The organism is Frigoribacterium sp. AC394 (assembly GCF_979258095.1).
The window spans coordinates 2,898,733-2,914,987 of sequence record NZ_OZ409834.1; the positions used below are offsets into that span (position 1 = coordinate 2,898,733).

Here is a 16,255-nt window from a genome sequence, read left to right on the forward strand (position 1 = left end):
TACACTTGTCGGATGAAGGTTCTTGCAGCGATGAGTGGCGGCGTCGACTCGGCGGTCGCCGCAGCGAGGGCCGTCGAGGCCGGTCACGACGTCGTGGGGGTCCACCTGGCGCTCAGCCGGATGCCGGGCACCCTGCGGACGGGCAGCCGCGGCTGCTGCACCATCGAAGACAGCATGGACGCGCAGCGAGCGGCCAACAAGATCGGCATCCCCTACTACGTCTGGGACTTCAGCGAGCGGTTCAAGCTCGACGTCGTCGACGACTTCGTCGCGGAGTACACGGCGGGCCGCACCCCGAACCCCTGCATGCGCTGCAACGAGCGCATCAAGTTCGCCGCCCTGCTCGAGAAGGCGCTCGCCCTCGGCTTCGACGCGGTCTGCACCGGGCACTACGCGACCATCCTCACCGACGACCAGGGCAATCGCGAGCTGCACCGCGCCTCCGCGTGGGCCAAAGACCAGTCCTACGTGCTCGGGGTGCTGACGACCGAGCAGCTGGCGCACTCGATGTTCCCGCTCGGGGCGACGCCGTCGAAGGCCGAGGTCCGCGCCGAGGCCGCCGAGCGCGGCTTCAGCGTCGCCACGAAGCCCGACAGCCACGACATCTGCTTCATCCCCGACGGCGACACCCGCGGCTGGCTGGCCGACCGGGTCGGAGCCGAGACGGGCGAGATCCTCGACCGCAGCGGTTCCGTCATCGGCAGCCACGAGGGCGCGCACGCCTTCACCGTCGGTCAGCGGAAGGGGCTCAACATCGGGTTCCCGGCGGACGACGGCAAGCCCCGGTTCGTGCTCGAGGTGCGTCCGGTCGACAACACGGTGGTCGTCGGGCCGAAGGAGGCCCTCGACATCGCCGAGATCGCGGGCGGCTCGTTCACCTGGGCCGGTCTGCCGCCGGTCGACCCGACCACCGCGTTCGACTGCGATGTGCAGATCCGTGCGCACGCCGACCCCGTGCCCGCGGTCGCGCGGGTGTCGGTGGTCGAGGGTAAGACTGAACTCGTGATCACACCTCGCGAACCCCTCAACGGAGTCGCCCCCGGGCAGACCGCCGTCGTCTACGTCGGCACCCGGGTGCTCGGCCAGTGCACCATCGACCGCACGGTCAGCGCCGTGCCGGTCCCGGCCGTCGTCGCCTGAGCAGCCGGCCATGAGCGACAGCGACGCCGTTCCCGCCGACCTCGCCGAGGCACGTGACGAGGCCGAGGGTCTCACCGCACGGATCCTCGATCTCCGCGACCAGTACTACGAGTCGAACGCCTCGACGGCGTCGGACTCCGAGTACGACGCCCTGGTGCGGAGGCTCGACGCGATCGAGCGGGCGCACCCCGAGCTCCAGAAAGACGACAGCCCCACGCAGACCGTGGGCGGCCGGGCCGAGACCACGCAGTTCGCCCCGGTCGAGCACGCCGAGCGCATGCTCAGCCTCGACAACGTCTTCAGCGACGACGAGCTGGCCGAGTGGGCCGCGAAGGTGCAGCGCGACTCCGGGTCCGAGCGCGTCCGGTTCCTGACCGAGCTGAAGATCGACGGTCTCGCCATCAACCTCCGCTACGAGAACGGCGTGCTCGTGACCGCCGCCACCCGCGGCGACGGCGTCGTCGGCGAGGACGTCACGGGCAACGTGCTCGTGATGGGCTCGATCCCCGAGCGCCTGTCGGGCACGGGTCACCCGCCCCTGGTCGAGGTGCGCGGCGAGATCTTCTTCCCCGTCAGCCAGTTCGACGAGTTGAACGCGCAGCAGCGCGAGGCCGGCGAGCGGGTCTTCGCCAATCCCCGCAACGCGGCCGCCGGGTCCCTGCGTCAGAAGGAGGAGGGCAAGAGCCCCGAGAAGCGCGAGCTGATGCACGCCCGCCTCCGTCGCCTGCGGATGCTGGTGCACGGCATCGGCGCGTGGCCGGTCGGCGATCTCGAACGCGCCACCGAGGTGCGTTCGCAGTCGCAGGTCTACGAGCTGCTGGGCGGCTGGGGTCTGCCCATCTCGACGCACCATCGGGTGTTCGACACGGTCGCCGACGTGCAGGCGTTCATCCACGACTACGGCGTGAGGCGCGCGTCGGTCGAGCACCAGATCGACGGCATCGTGATCAAGGTCGACGACCTGGCGCTGCACGAAGAGCTGGGCTCGACGAGTCGTGCGCCACGGTGGGCCACCGCGTTCAAGTACCCGCCCGAAGAGGTCAACACGACGCTGCTCGACATCGTCGTCAGCGTGGGGCGCACCGGTCGGGCGACGCCGTTCGCCGTCATGGAGAAGGTCGAGGTGGCCGGCAGCGAGGTGCGGCAGGCGACGCTGCACAACCAGCAGGTCGTCAAGGCCAAGGGCGTGCTGATCGGCGACACCGTCGTGCTGCGCAAGGCCGGCGACGTCATCCCCGAGGTGCTGGGGCCGGTCATCGAGCTTCGGGACGGCACGGAGCGCGAGTTCGTCATGCCCACCGACTGCCCCGAGTGCGGCACCCCGCTCCGACCCGCCAAAGAGGGCGACATCGACCTCCGCTGCCCGAACGCCCAGAGCTGCCCCGCGCAGGTGCGCGGTCGGGTCGAGCACATCGCGTCGCGGGGGTCGCTCGACGTCGAGGGGCTCGGCGAGGTCGCCGCCGCGGCGCTGACCCAGCCCGTGGAGCCCGCCGAGCCTCCGCTCCGCACCGAGGCGGGGCTCTTCGACCTCACGATGGCCGACATCTTCCCGGTGAGGGTCGTCGTCCGCGATTCCGAGACCGGCATGCAGAAGCTCGAGGCCGACGGGGCCCCCAAGCTGGTGACGCCGTTCCGGCGTCGGCGGACGAAGCGGGACGGCCCGTTCGACCCCGACGCCGACGGGTTCTCGGGCGACGAGACGTCCGTCCCGTCCAAGAGCGCCCTCGAGATGCTCGGCAACCTCGACAAGGCGAAGACGAGCCCGCTCTGGCGCATCCTCGTGGGTCTCAGCATCCGCCACGTCGGTCCGGTGGCCGCACGAGCGCTCGCGAATCACTTCGGCTCGCTCGACGCCATCCGATCCGCCGACCGCGACGAGCTGGCGGCCGTCGACGGCGTCGGCGGCATCATCGCCGACGCCCTGATCGACTGGTTCTCGGTCGACTGGCACGTCGAGATCATCGACCGGTGGGCTGCTGCGGGTGTGCAGTTCGCCACGCCGGGGCATCCGGGGCCCGGGGCTGCCGAGACGGCCGGCGGGGTGCTCTCCGGGCTGACGGTCGTCGCCACCGGCAGTCTCGAGGGCTTCAGCCGAGAGGGCGCCCAGGAGGCCATCCTCGCCGCCGGCGGGAAGGCGGGCAACAGCGTCAGCAAGAAGACCGACTTCGTCGCCGCCGGGCCGGGAGCCGGGTCGAAGCTGACGAAGGCGGAGGCCCTCGGCGTCCGCATCATCGACGCGGCTCAGTTCCATGTCCTCCTTAAGGAGGGCCCGATGGGGCTGGCCGAGCCCGAATCGGGGGACGATACCGATATCGAGGCGTAGCGCATCTGGTGGGGCGACATCGGCTCCCCCTACGATATGAGCGCACATCGTCTCCGGGCTGTAGGGGGTTCGGGGTACAGGTGTGCCTCGAGGGGGAAGACCCGACGTGCTGTTCCTCGCTACAGCAATCCTTTCCGCATCGATCCATCTCCTCGGAGCGATCGGTGCACCGGCGACGTCGGTCGTGCCGTCCGAGACCGTGTCGACGGCTCACGCCGACGCTGAGACCGCTCTCGTCCCCGCGACCGCTCGGGCGCGGGTGCCCGCGTCACCCGAGGCGGGGGAGTCCGCCGACGCGGTCGCCCTGGCGTGCGGTGGAGCGGCGACCGAGGGCGTCGACGGGGCGGGCTGCCTCGGTGAGCTGACCCGCGCCTCCTCGGAGTCCGTGCGGTCGTTCGCCTCGCACCTGGACGCAGCGGGAGACGACGTCAGCGCACTGTCGGCCGAGGTGACCGCCGACGTCGAGGCCGACGTCGTCGGCGACTGGTGGGGAGCCCTCGACCCGTCGCGACGGAACGAGCTCATCGTGCTGGCACCCGGTCTCGTGGGCAACCTGGAGGGGGTGCCCTACGGCGTGCGCGACGGAGCGAACCGGATCTTCCTGAGCGAGGCCGTGGCGGCCGTGGACGACCGTCTCGCGAGCGGCGAGGCCGGCCCCGACGACGTCGCCCGCGCCGCGATGCTCGCCGCCGTCGGGGAGGCCCTCGCCGACCGCACCCGCGGAGCGGCCGACCGGCAGCTCGTCCTGCTCGACACCGTCATGCCGGGTCGGGTCGCCGTGTCGATCGGGGATCTCGACGCGGCCGACGACGTCAGCATCCTCGTGCCGGGGATGCTCTACGGGGTGACCGGTCAGGTCGTCGACTGGTCGATCACGGCCGGCGGTCTCTACGACGAGCAGTCGAGCTGGGCGGGTCTGCTGTCCGGGCGGGCGGCCGCCGACGCCCCGTCGACCGCCATCGTCGCGTGGATGGGCTACCGCACGCCCGATCTGACCAACGTGTACTCGCTCGACCTCGCCCGGGTCGGCGCCGGGCACCTGGTCGACTCGCTCGAGGGGCTCGACGCCGCACGTTCGGCGCACCCCGCGAGGGTCACCGTGGTCGCGCACTCGTACGGCTCCACGACCGCGACCCTCGCGCTGTCGTCCGGTCGGACCGTCGTCGACTCGCTCGTGCTGCTCGGCTCTCCCGGGAGCGTCGTCGACACCTCGACCCAGCTCGCGGTGCACGGCAGCGACGTCTACGCGGCGGCGGGCAGCTTCGACCCGGTGGCCGGCAGCGGCGTCTTCGGTGCCGACCCCGGGTCGCCCGCATTCGGCGCGGTGATGCTGCACACCGGGGGAGGCCTGGACGGCGTGACCGGAGAGGCCCTCGCCGCGGCGCTCGGGCACAACGACTACCTGCGCCCCGGCACCGAGTCGCTCCGCAGCATCGCTTTGATCGGGCTCGGGCGCGGCGACCTCGTCGACTCCGACGATCGCACCCCGGGCACCGGAGGCCCGGTGCTCCCCGACATCACGCTCGTGCGCCCGCAGGATCTCTACGCCCGCGACTGAGACGGCGCAGGAGGCGCGGGTCGACTCGCACCGCGCCTCCTCGGTCGGAGCCTCCCCGTAGAATCGACGGCGACCCCCAAGCGCAGTACCCCCACACGATCCCTGTGACGGAGCACCATGTCTGACATCACGCGCGAGCAGGTCGAGCACCTCGCCGGTCTCGCCCGAATCGCCCTCACCGCCGACGAGATCGACACGATGACCCGAGAGCTCGGGCAGATCGTCGACAACGTCGCGAAGGTGGCCGAGGTCGCCACCGACGACGTCCCCGCGACGAGCCACCCCATCCCGCTCGAGAACGTCTTCCGCCCCGATGTCGTGGGCGAGACGCTGACGGCCGAGCAGGCGCTGTCCGGCGCCCCCGACCACGACGGCTCGCGCTTCAGAGTGAGCGCCATCCTCGGAGAAGAGCAGTAGAGATGACCGACACCGCAAACCTCATCCGCCTCAGCGCGGCCGACCTGTCCGCCAAGCTCGGTTCCGGCGAGGTCTCGTCCGTGGAGGCCACGCAGGCGCACCTCGACCGCATCGCCGCGGTCGACGGCGACGTCCACGCCTTCCTGCACGTCAGCGACGCCGCCCTCGCCACGGCCGCCGACGTCGACCGTCGTCGCGCCGCGGGCGAGCCCCTCGGGCCGCTGGCCGGTGTGCCGATCGCCGTCAAGGACGTCCTCTGCACCATCGACATGCCGTCGACCTCGGGCAGCCGCATCCTCGAGGGCTGGGTGCCGCCCTACGACGCCACGGTCGTCAAGAAGCTCCGCGCCGCGGACCTCGTGCCGCTCGGCAAGACGAACATGGACGAGTTCGCGATGGGCTCGTCTACCGAGTTCTCGGCGTACGGCCCGACGCACAACCCGTGGTCGCTCGACCGGATCCCCGGTGGTTCGGGCGGCGGCTCGGCCGCGGCGGTCGCCGCCTTCGAGGCGCCCCTCGCCCTCGGCAGCGACACCGGCGGCTCCATCCGTCAGCCGGGCGCCGTCACCGGCACCGTGGGCGTCAAGCCCACCTACGGCTCCGTCAGCCGGTACGGCGCCATCGCTCTCGCCAGCTCGCTCGACCAGGTCGGTCCGGTCAGTCGCACCGTGCTCGACTCCGCCCTGCTGCACGACGTCATCAAGGGCCACGACCCGCGCGACTCCACGTCGCTCCGCGACGAATGGCCGTCGTTCACCGACGCCGCTCGCGCCGGACTCGCCGGCGGCGCACTGAAGGGCGTCCGCATCGGCGTCGTCAAGGAGCTGAACGGCGAGGGGTTCCAGGGCGGGGTCAAGACGCGCTTCACCGAGGCCCTCGATCTGCTCACGGCCGCGGGTGCGGAGATCGTCGAGATCTCGGCGCCGAGCTTCGAGTACGCGATCAGCGCCTACTACCTCATCCTGCCGGCCGAGGCCTCGAGCAACCTCGCCAAGTTCGACTCCGTCCGCTTCGGCATGCGCGTGGTGCCCGAGGGCGGCGGCACCGTCGAGGACGTCATGGCCGCGACCCGCGAGGCCGGCTTCGGCCCCGAGGTGAAGCGCCGCATCATCCTCGGCACCTACGCGCTGAGCGCGGGGTACTACGACGCCTACTACGGCAGCGCCCAGAAGGTCCGGACCCTCGTGCAGCGCGACTTCGCGAAGGCGTTCGCCGAGGTCGATGTGCTCGTGTCGCCGTCGGCTCCGACCACGGCGTTCCCGCTCGGCTCGAAGATCGACGACCCGCTGGCGATGTACCTGAACGACATCACGACGATCCCGGCGAACCTCGCGGGCATCCCCGGCATCACGATCCCCATGGGGCTCGCCCCCGAAGACGGTCTGCCCGTCGGGCTGCAGTTCATGGCTCCGGCCCGCGAGGACGCCCGCCTCTACACCTACGGCGCCGCACTCGAGCAGCTGCTCGAGCAGAGCTGGGGACGCACCCTCATCTCGCAGGCACCCGATCTCAGCAGCACCGAACAGCACGCCGCCACCGAGGGAGTCATCTGATGGCCAAGGCAGACCTGATGGACTACGACGAGGCGCTGCAGAGGTTCGAGGTCGTGCTCGGCTTCGAGGTGCACGTCGAGCTCGCCACGAAGACCAAGATGTTCTCGGACGCCCCGAACTTCTTCGGCGGTGCCCCGAACACCAACGTGACCCCGGTCGACCTGGGGCTGCCGGGCTCGCTGCCCGTCGTCAACGAGCAGGCCGTCCGCTACTCGATCAGCCTCGGGCTCGCCCTGGGCTGCTCGATCGCCGAGAGCTCGCGCTTCGCACGGAAGAACTACTTCTACCCCGACAACCCCAAGAACTACCAGGTCAGCCAGTTCGACGAGCCGATCGCCTACGAAGGCGAGGTCGAGGTCGAGCTGCCCGACGGCACCGTCTTCCGGATCCCGATCGAGCGGGCCCACATGGAGGAGGACGCCGGCAAGCTGACGCACGTCGGCGGCTCGACCGGGCGCATCCAGGGCGCCGAGTACTCGCTGGTCGATTACAACCGAGCCGGCATCCCGCTCGTCGAGATCGTGACCAAGCCCATCATCGGCGCCGGCGCGCTGGGCCCGGAGCTGGGCGCCGCGTACGTGTCGACCATCCGGGACATCGTGCGCTCGCTCGGTGTCAGCGAGGCGCGCATGGAGCGCGGCAACCTGCGCTGCGATGCGAACGTCTCGCTGCGCCCCCACGGCCAGGAGAAGCTCGGCACCCGCACCGAGACCAAGAACGTGAACTCGTTCCGTTCGGTCGAGCGCGCGGTCCGCTACGAGATCCAGCGGCAGGCCGCCATCCTCGCCTCGGGCGGCACCATCACCCAGGAGACCCGGCACTGGCACGAAGACACCGGTCGCACGTCGGCGGGTCGTCCGAAGAGCGACGCCGACGACTACCGGTACTTCCCCGAGCCCGATCTGCTGCCCGTCGTGCCTCCCCGCGAGCTGGTCGAAGAGCTCCGACTCGCCCTGCCCGAGGCCCCGGTGGCCCTCCGTCGCCGGCTGAAGGCCGAGTGGGGATTCGCCGACCTCGAGTTCCAGGACGTCGTGAACTCGGGCATGCTGACCGAACTCGTCGAGACCGTCCAGGCCGGCGCCTCCCCGCAGGCGGCGCGCAAGTGGTGGACGGGCGAGATCGCCCGTCTGGCGAACGCCCGGGGCGTCGAACCGTCGACCCTCGTGTCCCCGCTGCACGTCAGCGAGCTCATCGCGCTCGTCGAGTCGGGCGATCTGACCGATCGTCTCGCGCGTCAGGTGCTGGAGGGCGTCGTGGCGGGCGAGGGCGCACCCGGCGAGGTCGTCGAGAAGCGCGGGCTCAAGGTCGTCTCCGACGACGGCGCGCTCATCGCGGCCATCGACGAGGCTCTGGCCGGTCAGCCCGACGTCCTCGCGAAGATCCGCGACGGCAAGGTGCAGGCCGCCGGCGCCGTCATCGGCGCGGTGATGAAGGCCATGAAGGGCCAGGCCGACGCGGCCCGCGTGCGCGAGCTGGTGCTCGAGCGCGCCCAGGCCTGACGATCGGCGGCACGAGCATCGCCGCCGACGGGGGAGTCGCCGTGCACGAGCAGGTTCCTGCGCGTCGGCCCGAGCGCGACGGCGACCGATGAGCGTGCCCCGGTGGATCCGACCCGCCGCCCCGGTCGGGGTGGCGGTCGTGGGCCTCGCCGTCGTCGTGGCCGTCGCGGCGACGTGGCTGCCCCTGCGCGTCGTCGTCATCCGCACGACGGACGGTGCCGGGGCGGCGTTCGCGAGCAGGTCGGACCTCCTCCTGGTCGCCGTCGCGGTCGCCGTCGTGATCCTGATCGCGTATCTGGTCTCGGCCGCCGCGCTCGCCTGGACGCCCGCACGGCACCTGCTGGTACCTCGCGCCTCCTACTGGAAGCACGAGACCCGACGCCGTGAGCTGCGGCGTCGTCTGGCCAGCTACCTCGCCCGAGGCACGGCGGCCGGGCTCTGGTTCGTCGCCGCGCTGATCGTCGTGGCACTCGTCGGTCAGTCCGGGGGCCCCGTCGCCACGTGGTGGATCCCGCTCGCGGTGTCCCTCGTCTACGTCGTGGGGATGCTCGTCTGGCTCAGCTGGGTGCTCACGGGCGGATTCGCTCCGCCGCGGCGGTCGGCGCAGACGGGAACGGCGGCCGCGGGGTCGACCACCGCACGCGCTGCCGGAGGCGCGGTGCAGGGAGCCTCACGCCGGTCACCCCCTCGAGACGGGCCCCCTCGTGACGCTCCGGCCCGTGCGGCTCAGGCCCGTGCGGCTCAGCCCCGTCCGGCTCAGCCCCGTCCGGCTCAGCCCGGCCCGGATCAGCCCCGCGCGGTCGGGGGGAGGGCCGCGTCCCCCGTGGGTCGCACCTCGCCGCAGCCCGGCGAGCATCGCCGGCCCGGCGAGGCGGGCCCGTCGAAGAGCCCGCCTCGCCCCTACCAGCCGTCACCGAGACCGCAACCCCGAACCCGACCCGAACCCCCGCAGAGAGGCCACTCGCCCCGTGACTGACGACCGATACGGAGACGACGTTCTGAGCGGCGACTGGAAGCGCTCGAAGCGACCGGTCGCGACACCGACCGACGCCGTCCGGGACCTGGTCGTCGAGGACTCCGCGAGCGGCTTCACCGGGGCCGTCGTGCGGGTGTCGGGCGGCCTGGTCGAGCTGGAGGACTGGAAGGGTCGGGTTCGGGCGTTCCCGCTCTCGGGATCGTTCCTGATCGACGGGGCGCCCGTAGCGCTGCGGGTGCCACGGGCGGCGCCGGCCGGACGGGCGCGCACGGCGTCGGGATCATTCGCCGTCGACGGGGCCCGTGCTCGGGTCGCCCGCGAGAGCCGCATCTTCGTCGAGGGGCGTCACGATGCCGAGCTGGTCGAGAAGGTGTGGGGCTCCGACCTGCGGATCGAGGGGGTCGTCGTCGAGTACCTCGAGGGCGTCGACCACCTGGCCGAGGTGCTGGCGGAGTTCCGTCCGTCGCCCACCCGGCGGGTGGGCGTGCTGGTCGACCACCTCGTCGCCGGCTCGAAGGAGAGCCGGATCGCCGACTCGGTCATGTCGGGGCCGTCGGGGGCGGGCGTGCTCGTCGTCGGGCACCCGTTCGTCGACGTCTGGCAGGCGGTCAAGCCCGCGCGCGTGGGTCTCGCCGAGTGGCCCACGGTTCCCCGCTCGATCGAATGGAAGCACGGCATCTGCGACGCGCTCGGCTGGCCGCACGGCGACCAGGCCGACATCGCCGCCGCCTGGCAGCGGATCCTCGGGCGGGTGCGGACCTTCGCCGACCTCGAACCCGCTCTGCTCGGCCCCGTCGAGCGACTGATCGACTTCGTCACCGTCGACTGACGGCACCCGGGCCCCGACCCGGTGAATCGCCCTGGGGTACGCGGTCATCACCGCCCGATGCCCGTAGATTCGGGGCATGGCGGATTCGATCGAAGGGCGCGTGCAGAGCGCCGTCGACGCCTGGCTGCGCTGGCTGCCCCGCTGGCGCATCGGCACGGCCCGCGGGCGCACCCGCGTCTGCCGACTCTGCTTCGGGTCGCCCGTCGCCGTCGCCGCCGGTTTCGACCGCGACGTGCCGCACGCCGTCCAGCACGCGCTGCTGAACCGGCTGCGGCACATCGTCGACGACGAGGTCGAGATCTACACGGCCCGCAACCTGCCGCTCGTCGACCGGGAGCTGCGTCGCGAGGCCGACGGCGTCGTCGATGTCGGCTACCGCCCCGACGTCGGTCTCGACCCCGAGTTCGAGGGGCTCGACGTCGACCCCGAACCCGACCCCGCTCAGCCGTTCCTGTTCACGCTGGCCGGTCTCGCAGAAGAGGATGCTCCTCCTGCCGGGTCCCACACGGTCGACCCCGTCGAGTACTCGGACGAGGCCAAGGAGGCGCTGCGCCGGGAACTCGCGCTGGCCGACGACCACGCGCAGTCGGTCGGCACGAGCCTCTGCTTCGCCCTCGTCGCTGAGCGGGAGCGCATCGGCGACGCCGTCGAGCGCCTCGTGGAACCGCAGATCGACGACCTGCTGTCGGAGCTGTCGCAGACGCTCGAACAGCCCTCCTGAACCCGACCCCGCTCGAAAGGCAGACATGACAGGCATCTCACGCAGCGGGCGCTCGCGGCGCTCCGCCGGGCTCTGGTGGGTCGCCGCCGTCGATCTGGTGCTCGTCGCCGCGTTCGTCCTCATCGGCCGCAGCAGTCATGCCGAGGCCCTCGACCCTTTGGGCCTCGCGACGACCCTCTGGCCGTTCGTCGTCGGTCTCGCCGTCGGCTGGGCGACGGTGCTCGGCGTGGGCTGGTCGATGCGCGGCCCCAGGGCGGGGCTGGTCGTCTGGGTGGCGACGGTCGTCGTGGGCGTGCTGCTGCGTGTCGCGAGCGGACAGGGCGTGGAGCCGAGCTTCGTCGTCGTCACGGCGATCGTGCTCGGGGTGTTCCTGGTGGGCTGGCGACTGATCGGGCTGCTGGCGACCCGCCGACGAGGCGCCCGCCGACCCGTCTGACCCGCGCAGGGGCCGTCCACAGCCTGACCCGGCATACTCGGGGTGCCGATCCGAGCCCGTCCCGAGCGGGACCCGAACCGACCCAGGGACACATGACCTCCTCAGCCGCGCCGAGCGCACTCCTGACCGCCGCATCCGCCCCCGGGTCGTTGACCGAGAGCGGGGGCATCGTCGGCATCGCGTCTCGCGTGATCGACGCGCTGGGCGAGTGGGGCGTCGGTCTGCTGACCTTCATCGAGACGATCTTCCCGCCGATCCCCAGCGAGCTCATCCTGCCGTTGGCCGGTGCGCTGGCCGGCAGCGGTGACATGAACATCGGACTCCTCATCGTCGTCACGACGCTCGGAGCGTACGTCGGTGCACTCGTGCTGTACCTCCTCGGTGCGAAGCTCGGTCTCGAACGGAGCATCCGGTGGCTCTCGAAGCTGCCGCTCGTCGACCGCGAGGACTTCGACAAGGCGGCGGGCTGGTTCCACCGTCACGGTCGCTCGGCCGTGTTCTTCGGGCGCTTCATCCCCGGCGTCCGCAGTCTCATCTCGCTGCCGGCCGGCGCCGACCGCATGCCCCTCGCCACGTTCTCCCTCTTCACCATCGTCGGGAGCGGCATCTGGAACACCCTCCTGATCGCCCTCGGCGCGGCCCTCGGAACCCAGTACGAGCTGATCGACGAGTACGCGAAGTACCTCGACTACATCGTCTACGGCGCGATCGCCGGCGTGATCGTCTGGCTCGTGGTACGGGCGCTGCTGCGGCGCCGACGTCGCGGCGGGTCCGCCGACGCCCACGACACCCGCGAGCCCCGCGATCACCGAGACGTCGACGGCGACGTTCGGGGCTGATCCGCACGCGGCGCACAGGCAGGCGGCGGCAGGCGACCGTACTGTCGTGTTCGGCAGGTGCCTCCGCACCGCACACCACGAACGGAAGGGAACCGCTCTGATGGGATTCCTCGACAGACTCCTCGGCCGCGACGACGACCAGGCCAAGCCCGGTCCCAGGGCGGACACCCGGCCCTACGGCCAGCAGTCGTACGACCAGGCGCCGTACGGCCAGCAGTCGTACGAGCAGGCGCCCTCCGGCCAGCAGCCTTACGGCCAGCAGCCGTACGAGCAGGCGCCCGCGTCTCGGGCGTCCGCACCGCAGGCCGCGCGGACCGACGACGAGATCGCCGTCGAGCGCTATCGCTACCTGCTGCGGACGGCCCCGCCCGAGACCATCGAGCAGGTGCACGCCGAGGCCTTCGAGAAGCTCACGCCCGAGCAGCGTCGCCTGGTCTTCGACGAGCTCAGCGCGCAGGCGTCCGAGAGCGAGCGCCCGCGCGGCGACGACCCGGCGTCGCTGGCGCAGGCCGCCACCCGGTCCGAGCTGCGCCAGCCGGGCACTCTCGAGCGCACGCTCGGCGGCGGCAGCCCCTCCGAGGGGCAGAACGCCCAGGGTCGCCGCGGGCCCGGCATGGGCTCGATGATCGGCGGCTCGCTGCTCGGCACGGTGGCCGGCTTCGTGATCGGTTCGGCACTGGTCGGCGCGTTCCTGCCCGACGGCGGCGCCACGGCCGACGGCGGCGACGGCGACCAGGGCGACGGCTCCGACACCGGCTCCGAGCCGGGCGACACGGGCACGGAGACCGCGGGCGCCGACACCGGCGCGGGCGACGGCGGCGGCGACTTCGGCGGGGGCGACTTCGGCGGCGGCGGATTCGGCGGGGGCGACTTCGGTGGCGGCGACTTCGGCGGCTTCGACATCTAGCGCCGAGCGGCCCTGGCCATGGTGACGACCGAGGAGGCGCGACTCACGCGAGTCGCGCCTCCTCGGTCGTGAACGACTACCGTCGGAGACCCGCGAACGCGAGGACGAGTCGAGGAGAAGCATGAGCACCAGCAGGATCGCCGTCGTCACCGGAGGAACCGCCGGACTCGGCCGGGCCACCGTCCGAGAGCTCGCCGCCCGCGGCTGGGACGTCGCGGTGCTCGCCCGCGGTCAGGACGGACTCGACGGGGCCGTCGCCGACGTCGAGGCCGCCGGGCGTCGCGCTCTCGGCATCCCGACGGACGTCGCCGACCGTGCGCAGGTCGAGGCCGCCGCCGATCGCGTCGAATCGGAGCTCGGGCCCATCGACCTCTGGGTGAACGACGCCATGGTCGGGGTGTTCGGCGAGTTCCTCGACACCGACCCCGACGACTTCGAGCGGGCGACGGCCGTCAACTACTTCGGCTTCGTCAACGGAACCCGTGCGGCCCTCTCGCGGATGGTGCCGCGCGACAGCGGTCACGTGATCCAGGTCGGCTCGGCGCTGGCGCACCGCGGCATCCCCCTGCAGGCCGCATACTGCGCCGCGAAGCACGCCGTCCAGGGCTTCACGGAGTCGGTGACCACCGAGCTGCTGCACAACAAGAGTGCGGTCCGCATCTCGACGGTCGACATGCCGGCGCTGAACACCATCCAGTTCAACTGGGTCCGCACGGATCTGCCCGACCACCCGATGCCCGTCGCGCCGATCTTCGAACCCGAGGTCGGCGCCCGGGCCATCGCCGCCGTCGCCGAGAAGCCGCGTCGCCGGTCGTGGATCGGCGAGCCGACGCTGGGCACGGTCATGGGCAACCGCCTCGCCGCGGGGCTGATGGACGTCTTCCTGGCCAAGACCGGCTATTCGGGTCAGCAGGCGCCTCAGAAGAAGGAGCCGATGCTGCCCGACAACCTCTACGAGCCCACGGCCGGCGACCACGGGGCGCGGGGCATCTTCAGCGATCAGGCCCATTCGACGAGCCCCCAGGTCTGGTATACCGAGCACCGCGGCATCGGTCGCGGTCTCGCGGTCGCCGCCGCCCTCGGTGCCGGATTCGCGACCGTCCGGGCGGTGTCGGGGCGTCGCCGATGAGCCGGCCCTACGACGCATCGGTCGTCGGGGCGGGCCCCAACGGGCTGGCCGCTGCGGTGGTGCTCGCTCGGGCGGGGCTCAAGGTGCAGCTCGTGGAGCGGGCGTCGACCATCGGCGGCGGCACGCGCACGGCCGAGCTGACCCTGCCCGGCTTCCGCCACGACATCTGCTCCGCCGTGCACCCGATGGCCATGGCCTCGGGGTTCTTCCGGCGGTGGGGACTCGAGCAGCGCGTCGAGATGATCGTGCCCGAGATCTCGTACGCGCATCCCGTCGACGGAGGCACCGCGGGTGTGGCGTACCGCGACCTCGAGCGGACGGTCGCCGGTCTCGGGGTGGACGGGTCGACCTGGCGCCGCATGTTCGGCCGCCTCGTGGACCTCGAGGACGAGATCTCGCAGTTCACCCTGTCGCCCATCCTGCAGGTGCCCAGGCACCCCGGCACGGTGGTCGAGTTCGGCCTGCGCATCCTCGCCCAGGGCGGCCCCTGGTGGGACGCCGGGCTGAAGACGCGCGAGGCGACGGCCCTGCTCGCCGGCGTCATGGCCCACGCCATCCGTCCGATGCCGAGCCTGTCCGCCTCCGCCGCCGGTCTGACCCTCGCCGTGCACGGGCATGGGCGGGGCTGGGCTCTGCCTCGCGGCGGCAGCCAGTCGATCGCCGATGCGCTCGCGGCCGACCTCGTGGCGCACGGCGGGGTGATCGAGACCGACACGGAGATCACCGACCTCGCGCAGCTCGACAGCGACGTCGCACTGCTCGACGTGACGCCCCGGCAGCTGATCTCGATGGCCGGCGCGCGCCTCCCCGACGGCTATCGTCGTCGCCTCGAGCGGTTCCGCTACGGCGGGGGAGCGTCGAAGGTCGACTTCGCGCTCAGCGGCCCGGTGCCCTGGGCGGTCGACGCCCTGCGGGGGTCGCCGACGGTGCACCTCGGCGGCGACCGGGCCGACGTGGCCCGCGCCGAGCACGACGTGGCCAGGGGGCGGCACTCCGACGACCCGTTCGTGCTCGTCGTGCAGCCGAGCGTCGTCGACGACACCCGCGCTCCGAGCGGGCAGCACTCGCTCTGGACGTACGCGCACGTGCCGTCGGGCAGCACCCGCGACATGACCGAGGTCATCACGGCGCAGATCGAGCGCTTCGCGCCGGGCTTCCGCGACGTGGTGCTCGCGTCGCACTCGTACAGCGCCGACGAGCTCGAGGCCCACGATCCGAACTACATCGGCGGCGACATCGCCTCGGGTGCGCCGAGCCTCAAGCAGCTCGTCGTGCGCCCGGTGCTGTCGACCGAGCCGTGGCGGACCCCCGTCGCCGGCGTGTACCTCGCGTCGTCGTCGGTGCCGCCCGGGCCGAGCGTGCACGGGATGGGCGGCGCCTACGCCGCCCGCAGCGCCCTCCGGCACGAGTTCGGCATCACCGACCTGCCCCATCTGGGGCCCGACCAGGAGGAGGCGGCATGAGCATCGAGGAGCGATTCATGGACGCGTCGCCCGAGGACGTCTTCGCGATCCTGCGCGACGGCTGGTCGTACCCGAGCTGGGTCGTCGGGGCGTCGCGAGTGCGCGATGTGGAGCCCGCGTGGCCGGAGGCCGGCTCGAAGATCAGCCATTCGGTCGGCGTCTGGCCCGCGGTGATCGACGACTCGACGAGCATCGTCGAGTGGGACCCGCCCCGTCGCGTCGTCATGATCGCGCGCGGCTGGCCCCTGGGGGAGGCGCGGGTCGGGTTCGCGGTCAAGCCCATCTCGGGCGGTTCGCACGTCACCATGACGGAGGACGCGGTGTCCGGCCCGGGGACCCTTGTGCCGAGACCGCTGCAGAACGTCATGCTCAAGCACCGCAATCGCGAGACGCTGCAGCGGCTGGCCTGGCTGGCCGAGGGGCGACGGGACGGCAAGGCCGACTAGGTCGGGTCTCGCCGACCCC

Annotated in this window: 15 protein-coding genes; all 15 read left to right on the plus strand. The window is 72.0% G+C overall.

The window, feature by feature from the left end:
* Positions 1-12: 12 nt before the first annotated feature.
* The 15 genes from mnmA (at position 13) to ACZZY9_RS13595 (ending at position 16,236) form a co-directional block, all read left to right on the plus strand.
* Entirely contained in the window at positions 13-1,140 is a 1,128-nt protein-coding gene (gene mnmA, locus ACZZY9_RS13525; RefSeq protein WP_320476978.1) for a tRNA 2-thiouridine(34) synthase MnmA, read from the plus strand.
* Between the two features lie 10 nt (positions 1,141-1,150).
* Positions 1,151-3,463, plus strand: a complete 2,313-nt coding sequence (ligA, locus tag ACZZY9_RS13530; RefSeq protein WP_463464468.1) for an NAD-dependent DNA ligase LigA — start codon at positions 1,151-1,153, stop codon at positions 3,461-3,463.
* Between the two features lie 184 nt (positions 3,464-3,647).
* The gene (locus tag ACZZY9_RS13535) at positions 3,648-5,021 is read left to right on the plus strand and encodes an alpha/beta hydrolase (RefSeq protein ID WP_463464469.1); all 1,374 of its coding nucleotides are present in this window, start codon (positions 3,648-3,650) and stop codon (positions 5,019-5,021) included.
* A 117-nt stretch (positions 5,022-5,138) separates the two neighbouring features.
* Positions 5,139-5,438: an Asp-tRNA(Asn)/Glu-tRNA(Gln) amidotransferase subunit GatC gene (gene gatC / locus ACZZY9_RS13540; protein WP_055794582.1), complete on the plus strand. Its 300-nt coding sequence runs from the start codon at positions 5,139-5,141 to the stop codon at positions 5,436-5,438.
* 2 nt (positions 5,439-5,440) lie between these two features.
* Positions 5,441-6,991, plus strand: a complete 1,551-nt coding sequence (gatA, locus tag ACZZY9_RS13545; RefSeq protein WP_463464470.1) for an Asp-tRNA(Asn)/Glu-tRNA(Gln) amidotransferase subunit GatA — start codon at positions 5,441-5,443, stop codon at positions 6,989-6,991.
* On the plus strand, positions 6,991-8,490 hold the full coding sequence (gatB, locus tag ACZZY9_RS13550; RefSeq protein WP_463464471.1) for an Asp-tRNA(Asn)/Glu-tRNA(Gln) amidotransferase subunit GatB: 1,500 nt from the start codon (positions 6,991-6,993) through the stop codon (positions 8,488-8,490). The genes gatA and gatB overlap by 1 nt, the downstream gene beginning before the upstream one ends.
* An 88-nt stretch (positions 8,491-8,578) precedes the next feature.
* A complete protein-coding gene (locus tag ACZZY9_RS13555) occupies positions 8,579-9,466 on the plus strand; it encodes a hypothetical protein (protein ID WP_463464472.1) in 888 nt (295 codons plus the stop codon).
* Positions 9,459-10,295, plus strand: a complete 837-nt coding sequence (locus ACZZY9_RS13560; protein WP_463464473.1) for a DUF3097 domain-containing protein — start codon at positions 9,459-9,461, stop codon at positions 10,293-10,295. The genes ACZZY9_RS13555 and ACZZY9_RS13560 overlap by 8 nt, the downstream gene beginning before the upstream one ends.
* A 76-nt stretch (positions 10,296-10,371) precedes the next feature.
* Entirely contained in the window at positions 10,372-11,016 is a 645-nt protein-coding gene (locus ACZZY9_RS13565; protein WP_463464474.1) for a spermidine/putrescine ABC transporter substrate-binding protein, read from the plus strand.
* Positions 11,017-11,041: 25 nt separating this feature from the next.
* Positions 11,042-11,452: a DUF3054 domain-containing protein gene (locus ACZZY9_RS13570; protein ID WP_463464475.1), complete on the plus strand. Its 411-nt coding sequence runs from the start codon at positions 11,042-11,044 to the stop codon at positions 11,450-11,452.
* 92 nt (positions 11,453-11,544) lie between these two features.
* Positions 11,545-12,291 (plus strand): DedA family protein, encoded by a 747-nt coding sequence (locus ACZZY9_RS13575; protein ID WP_463464476.1) that lies wholly within the window; start codon positions 11,545-11,547, stop codon positions 12,289-12,291.
* Positions 12,292-12,391: 100 nt separating this feature from the next.
* Positions 12,392-13,198: a hypothetical protein gene (locus tag ACZZY9_RS13580; RefSeq protein ID WP_463464477.1), complete on the plus strand. Its 807-nt coding sequence runs from the start codon at positions 12,392-12,394 to the stop codon at positions 13,196-13,198.
* Positions 13,199-13,319: 121 nt separating this feature from the next.
* A complete protein-coding gene (locus tag ACZZY9_RS13585; RefSeq protein ID WP_243215855.1) occupies positions 13,320-14,327 on the plus strand; it encodes an SDR family oxidoreductase in 1,008 nt (335 codons plus the stop codon).
* The gene (locus ACZZY9_RS13590; RefSeq protein ID WP_463464478.1) at positions 14,324-15,790 is read left to right on the plus strand and encodes a phytoene desaturase family protein; all 1,467 of its coding nucleotides are present in this window, start codon (positions 14,324-14,326) and stop codon (positions 15,788-15,790) included. Before ACZZY9_RS13585 ends, ACZZY9_RS13590 begins: the two co-directional genes overlap by 4 nt.
* Complete coding sequence (locus ACZZY9_RS13595; RefSeq protein WP_192059866.1) at positions 15,787-16,236, plus strand: SRPBCC family protein; 450 nt, start codon at positions 15,787-15,789, stop codon at positions 16,234-16,236. The genes ACZZY9_RS13590 and ACZZY9_RS13595 overlap by 4 nt, the downstream gene beginning before the upstream one ends.
* Positions 16,237-16,255: the final 19 nt, after the last annotated feature.

Coding starts and splice junctions, on each gene's coding strand:
- ACZZY9_RS13555 (WP_463464472.1), top strand. CDS start 8,579: ATGAGCGTGCCCCGGTGGATCCGACCCGCCGCCCCGGTCGGGGTGGCG.
- mnmA (WP_320476978.1), top strand. CDS start 13: ATGAAGGTTCTTGCAGCGATGAGTGGCGGCGTCGACTCGGCGGTCGCC.
- ACZZY9_RS13570 (WP_463464475.1), top strand. CDS start 11,042: ATGACAGGCATCTCACGCAGCGGGCGCTCGCGGCGCTCCGCCGGGCTC.
- ACZZY9_RS13575 (WP_463464476.1), top strand. CDS start 11,545: ATGACCTCCTCAGCCGCGCCGAGCGCACTCCTGACCGCCGCATCCGCC.
- gatA (WP_463464470.1), top strand. CDS start 5,441: ATGACCGACACCGCAAACCTCATCCGCCTCAGCGCGGCCGACCTGTCC.
- ACZZY9_RS13580 (WP_463464477.1), top strand. CDS start 12,392: ATGGGATTCCTCGACAGACTCCTCGGCCGCGACGACGACCAGGCCAAG.
- gatB (WP_463464471.1), top strand. CDS start 6,991: ATGGCCAAGGCAGACCTGATGGACTACGACGAGGCGCTGCAGAGGTTC.
- gatC (WP_055794582.1), top strand. CDS start 5,139: ATGTCTGACATCACGCGCGAGCAGGTCGAGCACCTCGCCGGTCTCGCC.
- ACZZY9_RS13565 (WP_463464474.1), top strand. CDS start 10,372: ATGGCGGATTCGATCGAAGGGCGCGTGCAGAGCGCCGTCGACGCCTGG.
- ACZZY9_RS13585 (WP_243215855.1), top strand. CDS start 13,320: ATGAGCACCAGCAGGATCGCCGTCGTCACCGGAGGAACCGCCGGACTC.
- ACZZY9_RS13590 (WP_463464478.1), top strand. CDS start 14,324: ATGAGCCGGCCCTACGACGCATCGGTCGTCGGGGCGGGCCCCAACGGG.
- ligA (WP_463464468.1), top strand. CDS start 1,151: ATGAGCGACAGCGACGCCGTTCCCGCCGACCTCGCCGAGGCACGTGAC.
- ACZZY9_RS13595 (WP_192059866.1), top strand. CDS start 15,787: ATGAGCATCGAGGAGCGATTCATGGACGCGTCGCCCGAGGACGTCTTC.